Genomic DNA, 13,509 nt, shown 5'->3' on the forward strand with positions numbered 1-13,509 from the left:
AAAAATAATTTAATGAACAAGAATAAAAATGATGTGCTAGTGGGGGTGTAAATAGATGCGAAAAAGGTTGGTTACTAGTTTCACAGTTTTTATGGTTGTTTTTTGCATGATCAGTTCCTTTCAGGTTCGTGCTGAAGGAGATGCGGATGTGACTTCGAGGATTGAAGGGGTCCTAGTGGTCGATGCCAGCCGCTCCATGCTGTCGAGTGATCCGAATAAGCTCAGTAGCGAAGCGATGAAGATGTTCGTGGACATGTCTTCCGTCAAAGGGGACAAGATTGGCGTCATCGCCTATGGGAATAATGTGGAAAGCAAGATGGAAATGGTGAAAATTCAATCGGAAGGTAATAAACAAAGCATTAAGAATTTTATTGGTTCGCTGTCGGCGAAATATCCGTACACCGATATCTCGACTGGGGTAACGGAAGCGATCAGCTTTTTGGATAAGGGTCATGTGTCAGGGTACGAGCCGCTTATTGTTGTGCTTGCCGATGGCAACAACGACCTTGATAAAACCAAACCGAAAACAAACGAGCAGGCCGACGACCAGCTGGCCCAGTCAGTCGTGGCTGCCAAGGCAAAGGGCTACCCGATTTATGTCATTGGTCTAAATGCCGATGGCAAGCTGAATAAAGAGTTGCTGCAAAAGATTGCGACCGGGACAAATGGCAAATTCTTTGAAACGAATAACGCCAATGATCTGCCGGGAATCTTGAGTGAAATCTTTGCCGCCCACTTAAAGCTGAAAATGGTGCCTGTACAGGATGTAGTCGCCAAACCGGAGTTCCAGGATGTTCCGTTTACGGTACCAAATGAAAATGTACTCGAAGCCAATATTTCGCTCATTTCAGAGAAGCCGGTGGAAGTTAAGCTTGTGGACCCTTCCGGCCAGGAGCAGGCCATCCCGTCCGATTCGATTTCGTTAACCAAGTCCAAAAACTACTCGATGCTTAAGCTGATTAACCCAGTCCAAGGTGACTGGATTTTAAAAGTGAAAGGTTTTCCTGAGGATAAAATTGATATTAAGATGGTATTCAATAATGACTTGCAGCTAAATATGGCCCCAATTCCGAATACGATGAAAGCTGGCCAAACAGTTAAGGTTGAAGCGTTTTTCGTGGAAGGCAGCAAGAAAGTGGTGAACAAGGACCTTTATCAATCCTTGAAGTCTGTATTGCTCGTTAAGAATCTAACCTCAGGAAATACCGGGGAAATCCCGCTAACTGCTGGCGATAAAGGATTTTCAGGGGAGTTTAAGGCGGGGGATTCAGGAGAATTCGAGCTGGTGATCAAGGCAGAGGGTGACAGCTTCTTCCGAGAGACTACGCCGCAAAAATTTTCGATCCCTGCAGGAGCGACTAGGAGCAAGGCGGAGCCAGTAGCTGCGGATGTGAAGCCCACTAGGGAGACTGACCCATACCCATGGATTTATATTGTGGCAGGTGTGGCGGCCGTGTTGCTGTTGGGAGTTTCGACATTCTCGTTTGCCTCGAAAAAACAGCGGGCCAAACGTGGATTCCACGGGAAAATCGTTGTGGAAATCACAGACGAAGACAACGGAGTCAGCACCGGCCCGAAGGTGCAAAGATTCAAATCGTTAAAAAATGAATTCCATTTACGCCAGTTGTTTTCACTGAACCCAGAATTCTCAGAAACAGATCAAATTACCTTCGTCCCACTGACTGACAACACCCTTCTGCTGCTCAACAAATCGAAATGCACCATAGATATCGGAAGCGAACTCATCGATGCCGAAACAGGCCACCGCCTGCGCCGCAACGACAAACTTCGAATTAAACTGCCGGAGGGAAACAAAGCTATCTACATTGAAAATATAAGTTATGGTGCCTGAAACAATCTCTAACATATTATTAGAAAAAACTCCTAACCGAATTTTTTCGGTGAGGAGTTTTTTCGGTGAGGAGTTTTTTATTTGCTTTGATTTGTTGATATATGGGAACAGCTTTTTAAAATAGGCATATTTTCTAGATACTCGTCCGAACTCATTTACAGCCTGCTTCATAGGATACAGAAGGTTAAGGATAAGGAGGGAAAGATTTGAGCAGAGAATATAGCGGATTTATCCCTGACGATCACGATCTCGATGATGTCGAAAACGTCGGTGAAAATAGATGCTCGGAGTGCGGGCACGATAAATGCAAATGCCATAAAAAAGACACGTGCTCTGAATGCGGCAAGAAAGAATGCAAATGCCATAAAAAAGACAGGTGCTCTGAATGCGGCAAGAAAGAATGCAAATGCCATAAAAAAGATAGGTGCTCTAAATGCGGCAAAAAAGAGTGCAAATGTCATAAAAAAGACGGGTGCTCCGAATGCGGCAAAAAAGAGTGCAAATGTCATAAAAAAGACGGGTGCTCCGAATGTGGCAAGAAAGAGTGCAAATGTCATAAAAAAGACGTGTGCTCTGAATGCGGCAAAAAAGAGTGCAAATGCAATCAAAAAGTTAATGTTAAAGTAAATGTTAACTCAGCTACCGGGGCTACTGGGCCTCAAGGGCCTACCGGGCCTCAGGGACCTAAAGGTAACACCGGCGCGACTGGCCCTGCCGGACCTCGTGGAGCGACTGGGCCAGGAGGCAGCACGATCTATTTAGCGACAGACCAGCAGGTTGGCAATAACGATTTTGTCGGGCTCGGGACTTCCCAAGGAGGAGCACCTGGTTTTGCAAGAAGTAATGTCGTTATAGCACAAAATGCAACCATCACTGGTTTAGTCTTCAGCATTCGCAATTTTAATTTGCGGGCTGGAGAAACAGTAACAGCTACAATATATACAAGTGATGCATGTGCAGCTAACCCTCAGGCAACCAATATTTCAGCAACCGCGGGCCCAGGCTGTTGCGGCATCGGGACTGGCAGCGTTCCAGTTACCCAATGTCAATTAGTGTCTGTCAGAATCACCACCAGTTCTGGTAGAACCCTTCCAAATGGCGTCGCCGCAACCATCATTCTAAGCATTCCTTAAGTTCGCGAAATGAAGCGTGCTAAAAATAGTCGTGCCCCGGCACGGCTATTTTGTTTTCAAAAAACATGCTCCAGTATGTCTTGCTTTTTTTTAAAAAAACTACTGCCAATCCGGACTTTCTCCCTTTACCGCATTACAATATTCAGACTATTATGATAAAATGACATTACTACATTTTTCGATGGGGCGATAACATTGCTATCGTTTATTTTGGTTGTATTAGTATTATTTCTTATCCCTGGCCCGGCGGTTCTGTTAACCTTGACGCAAACAGCCAAAGGCGGCCGGATGGCGGGGATCATTACCGGTATCGGCATAGCTGTTGGCGACCTGATTCATACTGTGGCCGCAGTACTTGGACTGTCCGCAATCCTGATGACCTCTGCGCTCGCCTTTGAAATCGTGAAATATCTGGGAGCGGCCTACCTCATTTTTCTTGGGATTAAATCATTTTTACAAAAAGCAAAAAAGCTGAGTGAACCCGCAGTAAAAACCAAAACGGCTGCCACATCGTTTCGCCAGGCCCTGCTAATTGAACTGCTTAACCCGAAAACTGCGCTGTTTTTCCTGGCTTTCCTCCCGCAATTTGTCCGCAATGACGGAACGCCGGTTGTGCTGCAATTGCTGATCCTCGGGCTTACTTTTGTATTAATGAGCATTATGTACACAACCACACTTGCCTTGCTCACCAGTTCGATCGGGGAACGGCTTTTTTCCAAGCAAAACAACAAATTCTCACGCTGGCAGGGAAAAGTCGTTGGAACCGTTTATATCGGACTTGGCTTACAGCTTGTCCTGCAAAACCAGAAATGACCCCCCATTCGCATTGCAGCTTTATAGATAGCTAAATAATTAGAAGGGTGAGCGAACGTAACTCCCCCTTCTTTTTTTAAAAACTGGCTACACCGAAACATTGAAATCCCAAGCTCTCCAGCTCGGCTTTATCCAACATATTTCTGCCATCAAAAATAATTGGTCGCTTCATAAATGACTTTAGTACCGCCCAATCGAGACGCAGGTACTCGGGCCAGTTGGTAGCAATAACCACTGCATCCGCCCCTTTAACAGTTTCCTCCACTGTTTCGCATTGCTGAAATTTCATTGTTCCACCACTCTTGAAATGCACCACTGGGTCGTGGGCTTTAACTTCCACTTGTTCAGATGCCAGATGCTCAATCAAAACTAAACTTGGTGACTCCCGGGTATCATCCGTATTCGCTTTAAACGCCAATCCAAGTACGGCAATTGTTTTGTTTACTAGCGGCTCTCCCATGGTCTGTTTCATTTTTTCAATAAAATATAATGGCTGTTCATTATTCACTTCCACTACTTTTTCTAAAACGGATAAGGGGCGGTGATTGTCCAGCGCTGTTTTCAGCAAAGCATTGACGTCTTTCGGGAAGCATGAGCCGCCGTAGCCCAGTCCGGCATGCAGAAACTGCGTGCCAATGCGGTGGTCGAGACCGATCCCCTTCGAGATATCCATTACATTTATCCCGAGTACATCACAGAGCCTTGCTATTTCATTGATAAAGGAAATTTTCATCGCGAGGAAGGAATTGGCGGCATACTTAATCATTTCCGAGGCTTTTGGGTGAGTTTCGATAATTGGACAGGAGAAGTTCTGATATAATTCCTTCATAATAGTTCCGGCTTTTGCGCTGGTCGTGCCAATGATAATGCGGTCGGGATGAAGCGCATCGCGAACAGCAGACCCTTCGCGTAGGAACTCAGGGTTGGACACGACATCAAACGGAATTGGGTTCGTTTGGTTTGCTTCAATCCACTCCGCAACAAGCTCTGCCGTTCCGACCGGTACCGTACTTTTCGTGACGATAACTTTATATTGATTCATATAGCGGCCGATGGCTTCGGCAACATTTTTTACATAGGTAAGATCGGCACTTCCGTCTTCCCCCATCGGGGTTCCGACGCAGATGAAAATCACATCATTTTCTTTGACCGCGGATTCGGTGTTTTTTGTAAAAGTAATTTGACTGCTCTGGACATGCTTAGTTAGCAGTTCTTCAAGGCCGGGTTCATAAAAATGCAGACTGCCGGCTTGCAGTGCTTGAATTTTTCGATTATCAAGGTCAAGGCCGGTGACCTGATGTCCCATTTCGCAAAAAATTAGCCCGGTGGTTGTCCCGACATACCCTGTTCCGACTATTAAAATATTCAATTGTCATTCTTTCCCCCTTTTACGCTTAGCAGGGAATAGGACCGGCTGTCCGGGCCTTGTCCTCCCCTTTTTAGTTATTATATTCAAAACTAAAAGGGATGGAAGGTTATCCGACCAGAACGTGCGGGAAATGGGCTGCCAAAATCGAAACCCCCATACAAAACAAAAAAAGGACCAAAACAGGTCCATTTTCGTCCTCGTGTGGAGGACAAATGTCCACGAGTGGTGCCTGACACCATTACTAACATCACCATAGGTCTAAAGCCAGCCTTTTTGTTGGGCGATGGCGGCTGCTTCGGTGCGGTTTTTGGCGCCGAGTTTGTGGATGATTTCGGAGATGTAGTTGCGGACGGTGCCGGATGACAGGTACAGTTCGGCAGTGATTTCTTTTGTTGTTTTTCCTAAGGCGGCGAGTCTTAGAATCTCTTGTTCTTTTAGGGTTAACGGGTTTTCCTCACGGATGACGTCAATCGCCAGCTCCGGGCTGAATACGCGTTTCCCTGCCATTACCTTACGAATTGCCCCAGCCAAGTCGTCAATTTCCCCGTCTTTAAGCAAGTACCCATGGACGCCGATTTTTACCGCACGTTCGAAATAACCAGGGCGGGCAAAGGTGGTAAGAATAATCACCTTGCTGGCCGCTGACCGCTTCACAAGCTCTTCTGCTACCTCTAGACCGTTCAACAGCGGCATTTCAATATCCATTAAACAAACATCAGGCGAAAGCTCGAGGATGGATGCCAGTGCTTCCTCCCCGTTCATCGCCTGGCCAATCACCTTCATGTCAGGCTCCAAGTCCAGCAGTGAACCGAGCGCACCCAACAACATCCGCTGGTCCTCCGCTATAAATAAAGTAATCATACCGCTGCTCCTTCCTTCTTAATAATCGGCACGTCAATTTCTAAAACGGCTCCATTTTGGTTGTGCAGCAGCAACGTCCCATCAATCAGCGCCAGCCTTTCTTCTATTCCCTTCAAACCGTTGCCAAATTTCGTATTCTTGGATGGTATCCCCATCCCGTCATCACGGATGACAGCCTTCAGCTTTTCCGCTGATAGCTGAATAGAAATCGAACAGTGCGACGCTCGGCTGTGCTTCACTACATTCGTCGCTGCTTCCTTCATGCACATACTGATCATGTTTTGGGTAAATGGCGGGATCCTTGAAAAATCAATATCCCCATCATATTGATACGTGATGCCGGCAGCCCGTAAAATCTGCTGGATTTCGAGCAGTTCCTCGGGAATCGTAATTGCACGCATATCGGTCACAAGCTCGCGCACCTGCTTTAACGCGGCCCTTGAGGTGACCTCCATTTCCTTTGCCTCTTTCCTTGCCCGTTCTGTATCAACAGCAATTAAACGCTGGACCAGTTGGCTCTTTAACGTCAGCAGCGACAGGGTGTGTCCGAGGGTATCATGAAGGTCGCGGGCAATCCGAACCCGCTCCTCACGCTTCACCAGCTCTTCAATTCGCTGATTCGCCCGGTCAAGCTCCTGCTCTAGTTCCATCCGCCGGCTTAAGCTGCGGATGCCAAACGGCGAAATAAGCATGATGATAAGAAACGGAACAAAATACAGCAGCTCTGATGGCGTAAAAAACTGCTCTGTCCGAACCACATGGATAATGAATGGAAACATCGTCACGAAGGCCAGGCAGAACAGCCCACGCCGAAACACCTTTTTATCTCGAGACCAGCCAATGAAATTCGCTGTAAAGAAGCCCAAAAAAACGTGATTTAAATTGTAGAACATCGTAAAGATAAACAAGATGCCTAGTTGGACCGCCAGCCAGTATGAAAATCCTCTTTTTTCTATTAAAAAATATAGCTGCCGGTACGATACTAAAAAAAGCAGCACCATCCCATAGCCAAACAGCTGCTTCATCCCTGCTTCCTTCGTCAAATGATAGATCGGGAACCCAAAATAGACGAGAAACACGTAGGGGAAAAGGCCGTATTTTCTTGGGAAAATGCTGAATGATTGTTTCATCGTGAATCACACCACTTCTTGTTTTCTTCTAATATAGTTTGATAGTAGCATGAACAAGACCAAATAGGCGATAAGTAACATCATATTTTTCCAATCCGGTAGACCGCCGCGGACAATTTCCCATGCCCCGCTGCCAAAGTTATAGGACGGAAGCCATTTGGCGATCGCCTGCATCATCTTTGGCATCACCTCAAGCGGCATCCATAAACCGCCGGAAACCGCGAGCACCATATACAGCACATTACTAACGCCCGCCGCAGTTTCCACCTTCTTCATTAACCCAATCAGGGTGCCAAGGGCGAGGAAGGGAAGCGAACCCAGCAAGATCCATAAACCGCTCATTATCCATTCAAGAACTGTCAGGGAAACATCGTTAATCAAGGCACCTGCAATAAAAATAATCACAATCGAAAATACATGAATCACGCTTTGGCCGACCATTTGCGCTGCAAAATAAACGGTGTTTGACAGCGGAGTCGTCCGGAGGAACGTTGACCACCCCTGGGAGCGCTCCTGAACCAATCGAATACCAAGCGTCATCATCGATGACCCCATCACACTAAATACCGTCATGGACATTAAATAATGGGCCTGCCACTCTGACTTATTCGGAATATTGGAATTTACTAAATTAGTAAACACATAATAAAAGATAATCGGCATAACCAGTGACCAAAAAACAAAATAACGGTTTCTCAATATCCTGATAATTTCTACTTTGCATTGAATTTGAAAAGTTTTCATTTAGATGGCCTCCTTAGATTCACCAGTCAGTTGCTCAAACGCTTCTTCCAGCTTGCCCCGTTCAATTTGAATATCTCTTGCGCCAATTCTCTCTTGAAAAAGCAGTTCCAGAATCCGGTCTGTATTGTCCGTATGGATGTAGACGCGGTTATTTTTTCGAAAAATATCGGTGATTTCGCTATGTTGATATAATTTTTCCAATGACTTTTCAGGATCGACCACAAAAGAAACGGACTGCTTGGTAATACTGGCTTTGATTTGCGCAGGCGTTCCGTCAGCGGCAATCGCGCCGTCTTTAAACAATAAAATCCTGTCTGCCGCATCATCAGCTTCCTGTAAATAATGAGTAGAAAAGATAATCGTTTTTCCTTGATCGGCCAGTGTCCTAACAGTTTGCCAAAAGCGTTTCCTCGAGGTAATATCCATGCCGACTGTCGGTTCATCAAAAATGATTAGTTCCGGGTTTCCCGCAAGTGCCAGCGCAAAGCTGAGCCGGCGCTTTTGTCCGCCAGACAATTTTTCCGCGCGTGTTTTTAAATCTTGTGGTGTCAAACCGGTCAGCGCGATGAGCTCCTGAATCGACAAAGGCTGCGGGTAGTAGCTTCTGATCAGCTCAAGGATCTCGTTAACCTTCAAGCCCTGCATCACACTGACCTCCTGCAGCATAGTCCCGATTTTTTCCCTAACCTGTTTTTCGTGAGGAAGCAGGTTAAATAAACGCACCTCCCCGGATGTTGGCTTTAGCAGCCCTAAAATCATCGAGATCGTCGTGGTTTTCCCTGCACCGTTCGGCCCAAGAATCGCCACCACTTCCCCTTTTGATATGGAAAAACTTACATCGTCCACAGCCTTTTTATGTTGAAATGACTTTGTCACATTATTGACGGTCACTATTTCATTCATCTTTCCAGCACCTCCTGATTTCTTACTTTCATTGTAAGCCGGAACGACTTGGCTTTTTAGTAAGCATTGTCATCAATATCAGGTGACATTTGTCATTTCTTCCGGCGGTGTAAACCTAAGGTGGATCGGTTTGGCGAAATAAAGTCAGGAATCGGCAAAATACCTCCCCAGTTCCGCGAAACTAGTCCAGGAATGGGCGAAAATACCGCTTAGTTTCATCCCAATTTGTACGTCATAGATCATGTTGATGAAAGAAGGAGGTTGTATCCACAACCCGATATGGCTATCCAGAGTTTATTAACAAGTTATTAACAGTATCCACAAGGTTATCAACAAATTATTAGGAGTTGTTAACAACTTTTGTTGAAAAGATTAATAACAGAATTTTTAATTACCAACAAACAGCAGGACGTTGTTCACAGTTCACATGGTGTTATCAACATCTTATCCACATACCCACTATAAAAGGCCTGAATAAATTTCAGGCCTCATTGCTGATCCGTTTTTTCCACGATTTCCTTTAACTCGCCGGCATCGCCTTTGGCATTGATGATTTCAAAGATTTGATTCAAGCCTTCACTGATTTTCTCGTCCTCATTTTTCAGGGATTTGCCTTGATTTTTTTTCAAAAAAACCCTCCTTTTTACCTTTAGAATGGCCATTTTGCTGATGAATAATTAGTATTTCCACTATAAAAATATTACTTTGCTCACTAATTCACAAAAGTTTATTAAAGTCACTAAGGACGGACATGATAAGCAGTAAGTCACATTAATATATAGCTAACAAAAGGCGCCAGGTTTTGTACCCCGGCGCCTTTTGTGTTCTGAGCCCGGCTATAGTCTCGTACCGAGCTCAATTACTTTACTAGTATGGTAGATGGCTTTGACCTTCAACTTCTTTCGTAAATCCTCGCACAAGCAGTCCTGCTGAAGCAGCTCATGATGGCGCTGCTGCAACAAATGATAATAATATTTTCCCTTTAACAACATTTTCAACACATGAAACCCTCCTCCATTTTGATTGACATAAATCGCAGGAGTATTCGTGTTCGGTAGCTGGCTGGCATCGTCCTGGACTTTAGCCCCTTTAGCTTTGCGTCACCACTTTTCAATGGTTTTGCCGTTTCGTACGATTTATGTGTTATAGCAAATATAACCAAATCAGCAGGCTTGTTAAAGAGTCTCCAGACCTAAATTTTCTGAAAACTGCCGGTTGTCTAGCTTTACTGCTGTTGCCATGGCTCAATTTATTTTTTCGGCTGTTTTAAAGTCCTCCCTTCCTGTCCATGCTGTTAGCAGATGGACTTTTTTTGAGAAGGAAGTATGTTATGAAAAAAGTATATTCCGCAATCTTGAGCTTTATTGTTATTTTTTCATTGTCGGGCTGCACGGGCTCGAGCCCGCATTATTTAGATATTAATCACCGAAAACAGGCTAACCTGCCCCCCGCTCCGGCAAAACCTGAGTATGCTAGCAATAATAATGGCAAGGTCAAGGTGGTCACCGCCCCGGATACAGTTCCGGTTCTCGTCAACAAACAAAATAAACTACCTGACGATTATCAGCCGGTTGATCTGGTCGATGCGGAAATTCCATTTATTTTTAAAGAGGACTCACCGAAGCGGAAAATGCGGGTTGAGGCCGCCGCGGCGATAGAGAAATTATTCGCGGCCGCTAAACAGGAAGGCGTAGAACTGCTGGGCGTTTCGGCCTATCGCTCGTCTGCGACGCAGGAGGCATTGTTTAATTACTATGTGGACCGGGATGGCTACGAAGCTGCCGCCACCTATAGCGCCCTGCCACGGACAAGCGAGCACGAAACCGGCCTGGCCATCGATGTCACCGGCGGCAATGGAAAATGCGCCGCCGAAGATTGTTTTGGCGGCACACCAGAGGCGAAGTGGCTTGAGAAAAACGCCGCCAGATACGGGTTTATCATCCGCTATCCAAAAGGCAAAGAAGCCATCACCGGCTACCAATACGAACCGTGGCACCTCCGCTACGTTGGAAAACCCATGGCCAAACAAATCATGAACCGCGGAATCACCCTTGAGGAGTACTATAATGTCATGCCGGTAAATAACTAGAACATGACAACTTGTGAGTACATAGCACTATTTCCATCGTGCAAAGTTAGCGAATGGTGCCTGACACCGATCGCAATGTAGCCAACATGAAAAATTTGTAAAGCCCACCGCTTTTTGGCGGAGGGCTTTGATTTATTTGCCGCGAATTTCGAGCAGTTTGAGTTTGAGGTCGTTTTCCATGGCGGCGAGTTCTTGTTCGGCGATGCGGCGCTTATGACGGCCTTCCTCTTGAATGCGCAAGGTTTCCTCGAGTGTAGAGATGAGGTTTTCCTGCGTTTTCTTCAGTGTTTCAATATCGACAATGCCGCGCTCGTTTTCTTTGGCGGTTTCAATTGTATTCGTTTTTAGCATTTCGGCATTTTTCAAGAGCAGTTCATTGGTCGTTTTTGATACCTGCTTCTGTGCCTCGACCGCATGTCGCTGGCGAATCAGCGTCAACGCAATCGCCACTTGGTTTTTCCATAACGGAATCGCCGTTACGATCGAAGATTGGATTTTTTCCACAAGGGCCTGGTTTGTGTTTTGAATCAGGCGAATCTGCGGCGCACTCTGAATCGTGATCTCCCGACTTAGCTTCAGATCATGGAGGCGCTTATCCAAGCGGTCGGCAAATTGAATCATGTCGTTGACTTCCTGGAACTTCATTTGATCATTGGTTGACTGCGCTTCCTGCTTCAAGCGTGGAATTATTTTTTCATGCATTTCCTCAAGCTTGATTTCCCCTGCTGCAATATAAACATTCAGTGCATGGAAATATTCCTTGTTCGTTTCGTAAAGCTGCTCAAGCAGTTTGATGTCAGACAAGAGCACGTTTTTACTCCGCTCGAGCTTCACGCTGATGCGGTCGATTTGCGCCCCGGTTTTCTGGTATTTGGACAAGACCTCCTGAAGCGAGCTCGAGATTTTACCAAACATCCGTCCAAGAAAGGAGGGCTTGCTTTCCTTCAACTCGTCCGGATTCACTTCATTCAAACGCTTCATGAGGTCAGCGATAATATCGCCAATTTCGCCGACATCCTTCTTCTGGACATGCTCAAGCATTTGATGCGAAAAGGATAGAAGTTTTCCTTGGGCTTGGGTACCGTATTGAATCATCGCCTGATGGTTGGTCGGGTCAATTTGTTCCGCTAGCTGCAGCGCCTTGGCACGGTGTTCCTCGGGAATGACATCAATTAATTTTACCGGTCGTGCCTCACTTGTCTGTGGGACCGGGCTTTTGGCCAGCTGCCGTTCGGGCTTGTCGCCGAACGGGTCAGCAAGAATATCATCTAAAAAGTTACCGCCTGTTTTGTTCAAGTTGAGATTGTTTTCGCTCATTTCTTTAACCACCTGTTCTCTTCGGGTAATTTAAGTTCCTTTTGTTTATTGATTGTATGTTTTGCGACATCAATTTCAAAATTGAGGTGATCGACATCATTGGAAACGACCTGGTACAGATCTTCTTCTAATACCCTGGTAAGCTCATTCAGGGTTTGCCTTGTTTCAATTAACGACTGATTGATTTCCAGGCTTTTTTTCGGCTGGGATATGAGAAAATTGTATTTTTCGGTCAGCTCGACGACTGAATCCAAATGAGAAAAATAAAACGGCTCAGCCTGGTAAAAGCGTTTTGGTTCCTTGGCCGCCATCTTTTGAATCTTTTTCGTAATCCTTAAAATATCAATTCGCTGCTTAACCGAGTTAAGGTCACGAATCGTAAACAGCGATTTATTCAAGCGGCGGATTTTCTTATTGGCATCCGCAAGGTTTTTTTGAATGTATCGATATTCTTTTCGTGTCAGCCCGTGCTTTTTCAAAAAGCTGGATGACATGAACAACCCTAAGACGACATGGGTGAAAAAGCCGCCGGCAAGTGCTAGTGCAATGGACGGGAGGAAGTTCACATCAAAAAAGAAGAAGCTGATAAAGCCCGTGAAAACGGTAACCGGAATGGCCACAAACGAACGGACAATCAACGAAAGGACAGGGTTCATCATAATCGACTCCTAACTAAAAATCCTTGATATTCATACGAATAACTCGGAAGAATGTTTCATTTTAATGGAAGTCACCACCAGAAAGTTATTTCCATTTATTACTTCCACAATACACCAAAAAACTCCTGCATGCTATAGACCACGAGCGGAAAGAAATCTACGACCTGAGACCTATTTGTACAGTGTGGCGGGTCAAGCAGGCAATGCAAAAGGGTGAGAATCATGGTTGTTCTCACCCTTTTGCGTGGCTTTTTAATTTTCGTAGAGTTCGATTGGCAGACCGTCGGGGTCAGCGAAAAAAGTGAACTTCTTGTTGGTATATGGATCATTACGGATCGGCTCAACCTTGATTTTGTGTAAAGTAAGGTGTGCAACCACTTCCTCGATGTCGGCCACGGCAAACGCAAGATGCCGTAACCCCGCCGCTTCGGGATAGCTTGGCCGCTGAGGCGGATTCGGGAAAGAAAACAGCTCGATCTGATAGTGATCATTGACTTCTAAATCAAGCTTGAAAGAATCCCGCTCCTTCCGGTAAACTTCCCTGAGAGGATTCAATCCCAGGATTCTCACATAAAAATCCTTCGATTTTTGATAATCTGAACAGATGATAGCGATATGGTGGATGCTCTTTAACCTCAT

General features: G+C 45.5%; 15 protein-coding genes and 1 riboswitch. Of the genes, 5 read left to right on the top strand and 10 right to left on the bottom strand.

Features of this window, described 5'->3' with window-relative positions:
• Positions 1-55: 55 nt before the first annotated feature.
• The 4 genes from M3234_RS00990 to M3234_RS01005 all read left to right on the top strand — a co-directional run bounded on the left by M3234_RS00990 (position 56) and on the right by M3234_RS01005 (position 3,798).
• Entirely contained in the window at positions 56-1,852 is a 1,797-nt protein-coding gene (locus M3234_RS00990; protein WP_262302891.1) for a vWA domain-containing protein, read from the top strand.
• 270 nt (positions 1,853-2,122) lie between these two features.
• Positions 2,123-2,479: a hypothetical protein gene (locus M3234_RS00995; protein ID WP_262302892.1), complete on the top strand. Its 357-nt coding sequence runs from the start codon at positions 2,123-2,125 to the stop codon at positions 2,477-2,479.
• A complete protein-coding gene (locus tag M3234_RS29140) occupies positions 2,419-2,985 on the top strand; it encodes a hypothetical protein (protein WP_285858179.1) in 567 nt (188 codons plus the stop codon). The genes M3234_RS00995 and M3234_RS29140 overlap by 61 nt, the downstream gene beginning before the upstream one ends.
• A 195-nt stretch (positions 2,986-3,180) precedes the next feature.
• A complete protein-coding gene (locus tag M3234_RS01005; RefSeq protein WP_262302893.1) occupies positions 3,181-3,798 on the top strand; it encodes a LysE family translocator in 618 nt (205 codons plus the stop codon).
• A gap of 76 nt (positions 3,799-3,874) precedes the next feature.
• Here the strand turns inward: M3234_RS01005 and M3234_RS01010 are convergent, their stop codons facing one another.
• The 7 genes from M3234_RS01010 to M3234_RS01040 form a co-directional block, all read right to left on the bottom strand.
• Positions 3,875-5,167 (bottom strand): UDP-glucose dehydrogenase family protein, encoded by a 1,293-nt coding sequence (locus tag M3234_RS01010; RefSeq protein ID WP_262302894.1) that lies wholly within the window; start codon positions 5,165-5,167, stop codon positions 3,875-3,877.
• Between the two features lie 258 nt (positions 5,168-5,425).
• A complete protein-coding gene (locus tag M3234_RS01015) occupies positions 5,426-6,028 on the bottom strand; it encodes a response regulator transcription factor (RefSeq protein WP_262302895.1) in 603 nt (200 codons plus the stop codon).
• A complete protein-coding gene (locus M3234_RS01020) occupies positions 6,025-7,158 on the bottom strand; it encodes a sensor histidine kinase (RefSeq protein WP_262302896.1) in 1,134 nt (377 codons plus the stop codon). Before M3234_RS01020 ends, M3234_RS01015 begins: the two co-directional genes overlap by 4 nt.
• Before the next feature lie 6 nt (positions 7,159-7,164).
• On the bottom strand, positions 7,165-7,902 hold the full coding sequence (locus tag M3234_RS01025; protein ID WP_262302897.1) for an ABC transporter permease: 738 nt from the start codon (positions 7,900-7,902) through the stop codon (positions 7,165-7,167).
• The gene (locus M3234_RS01030; RefSeq protein ID WP_262302898.1) at positions 7,903-8,805 is read right to left on the bottom strand and encodes an ABC transporter ATP-binding protein; all 903 of its coding nucleotides are present in this window, start codon (positions 8,803-8,805) and stop codon (positions 7,903-7,905) included. It abuts the gene before it with no gap.
• A gap of 488 nt (positions 8,806-9,293) precedes the next feature.
• Positions 9,294-9,434 carry a hypothetical protein gene (locus M3234_RS01035; RefSeq protein WP_262303581.1) on the bottom strand — a complete coding sequence of 47 codons (141 nt, stop codon included), beginning with the start codon at positions 9,432-9,434 and terminating at the stop codon, positions 9,294-9,296.
• Positions 9,435-9,641: 207 nt separating this feature from the next.
• Positions 9,642-9,806: a hypothetical protein gene (locus tag M3234_RS01040; protein WP_262302899.1), complete on the bottom strand. Its 165-nt coding sequence runs from the start codon at positions 9,804-9,806 to the stop codon at positions 9,642-9,644.
• A 49-nt stretch (positions 9,807-9,855) separates the two neighbouring features.
• A riboswitch (cyclic di-GMP riboswitch) is annotated at positions 9,856-9,939 on the bottom strand.
• A 178-nt stretch (positions 9,940-10,117) separates the two neighbouring features.
• Between M3234_RS01040 and M3234_RS01045 the strand changes: the two genes are divergently transcribed.
• Positions 10,118-10,894 carry a M15 family metallopeptidase gene (locus M3234_RS01045; RefSeq protein ID WP_262302900.1) on the top strand — a complete coding sequence of 259 codons (777 nt, stop codon included), beginning with the start codon at positions 10,118-10,120 and terminating at the stop codon, positions 10,892-10,894.
• A gap of 132 nt (positions 10,895-11,026) precedes the next feature.
• Here M3234_RS01045 and M3234_RS01050 read toward each other — a convergent pair whose 3' ends face one another.
• From M3234_RS01050 to gloA2, 3 genes are all read right to left on the bottom strand, one after another.
• Positions 11,027-12,211: a toxic anion resistance protein gene (locus tag M3234_RS01050; RefSeq protein ID WP_262302901.1), complete on the bottom strand. Its 1,185-nt coding sequence runs from the start codon at positions 12,209-12,211 to the stop codon at positions 11,027-11,029.
• Positions 12,208-12,870 (bottom strand): 5-bromo-4-chloroindolyl phosphate hydrolysis family protein, encoded by a 663-nt coding sequence (locus M3234_RS01055; protein ID WP_262302902.1) that lies wholly within the window; start codon positions 12,868-12,870, stop codon positions 12,208-12,210. Before M3234_RS01055 ends, M3234_RS01050 begins: the two co-directional genes overlap by 4 nt.
• A 252-nt stretch (positions 12,871-13,122) precedes the next feature.
• Complete coding sequence (gene gloA2 / locus M3234_RS01060) at positions 13,123-13,509, bottom strand: SMU1112c/YaeR family gloxylase I-like metalloprotein (protein WP_262302903.1); 387 nt, start codon at positions 13,507-13,509, stop codon at positions 13,123-13,125.

The sequence above is a fragment of the Neobacillus niacini genome (assembly GCF_023715785.1).
Lineage (GTDB): Bacteria > Bacillota > Bacilli > Bacillales > Cytobacillaceae > Neobacillus > Neobacillus niacini_E.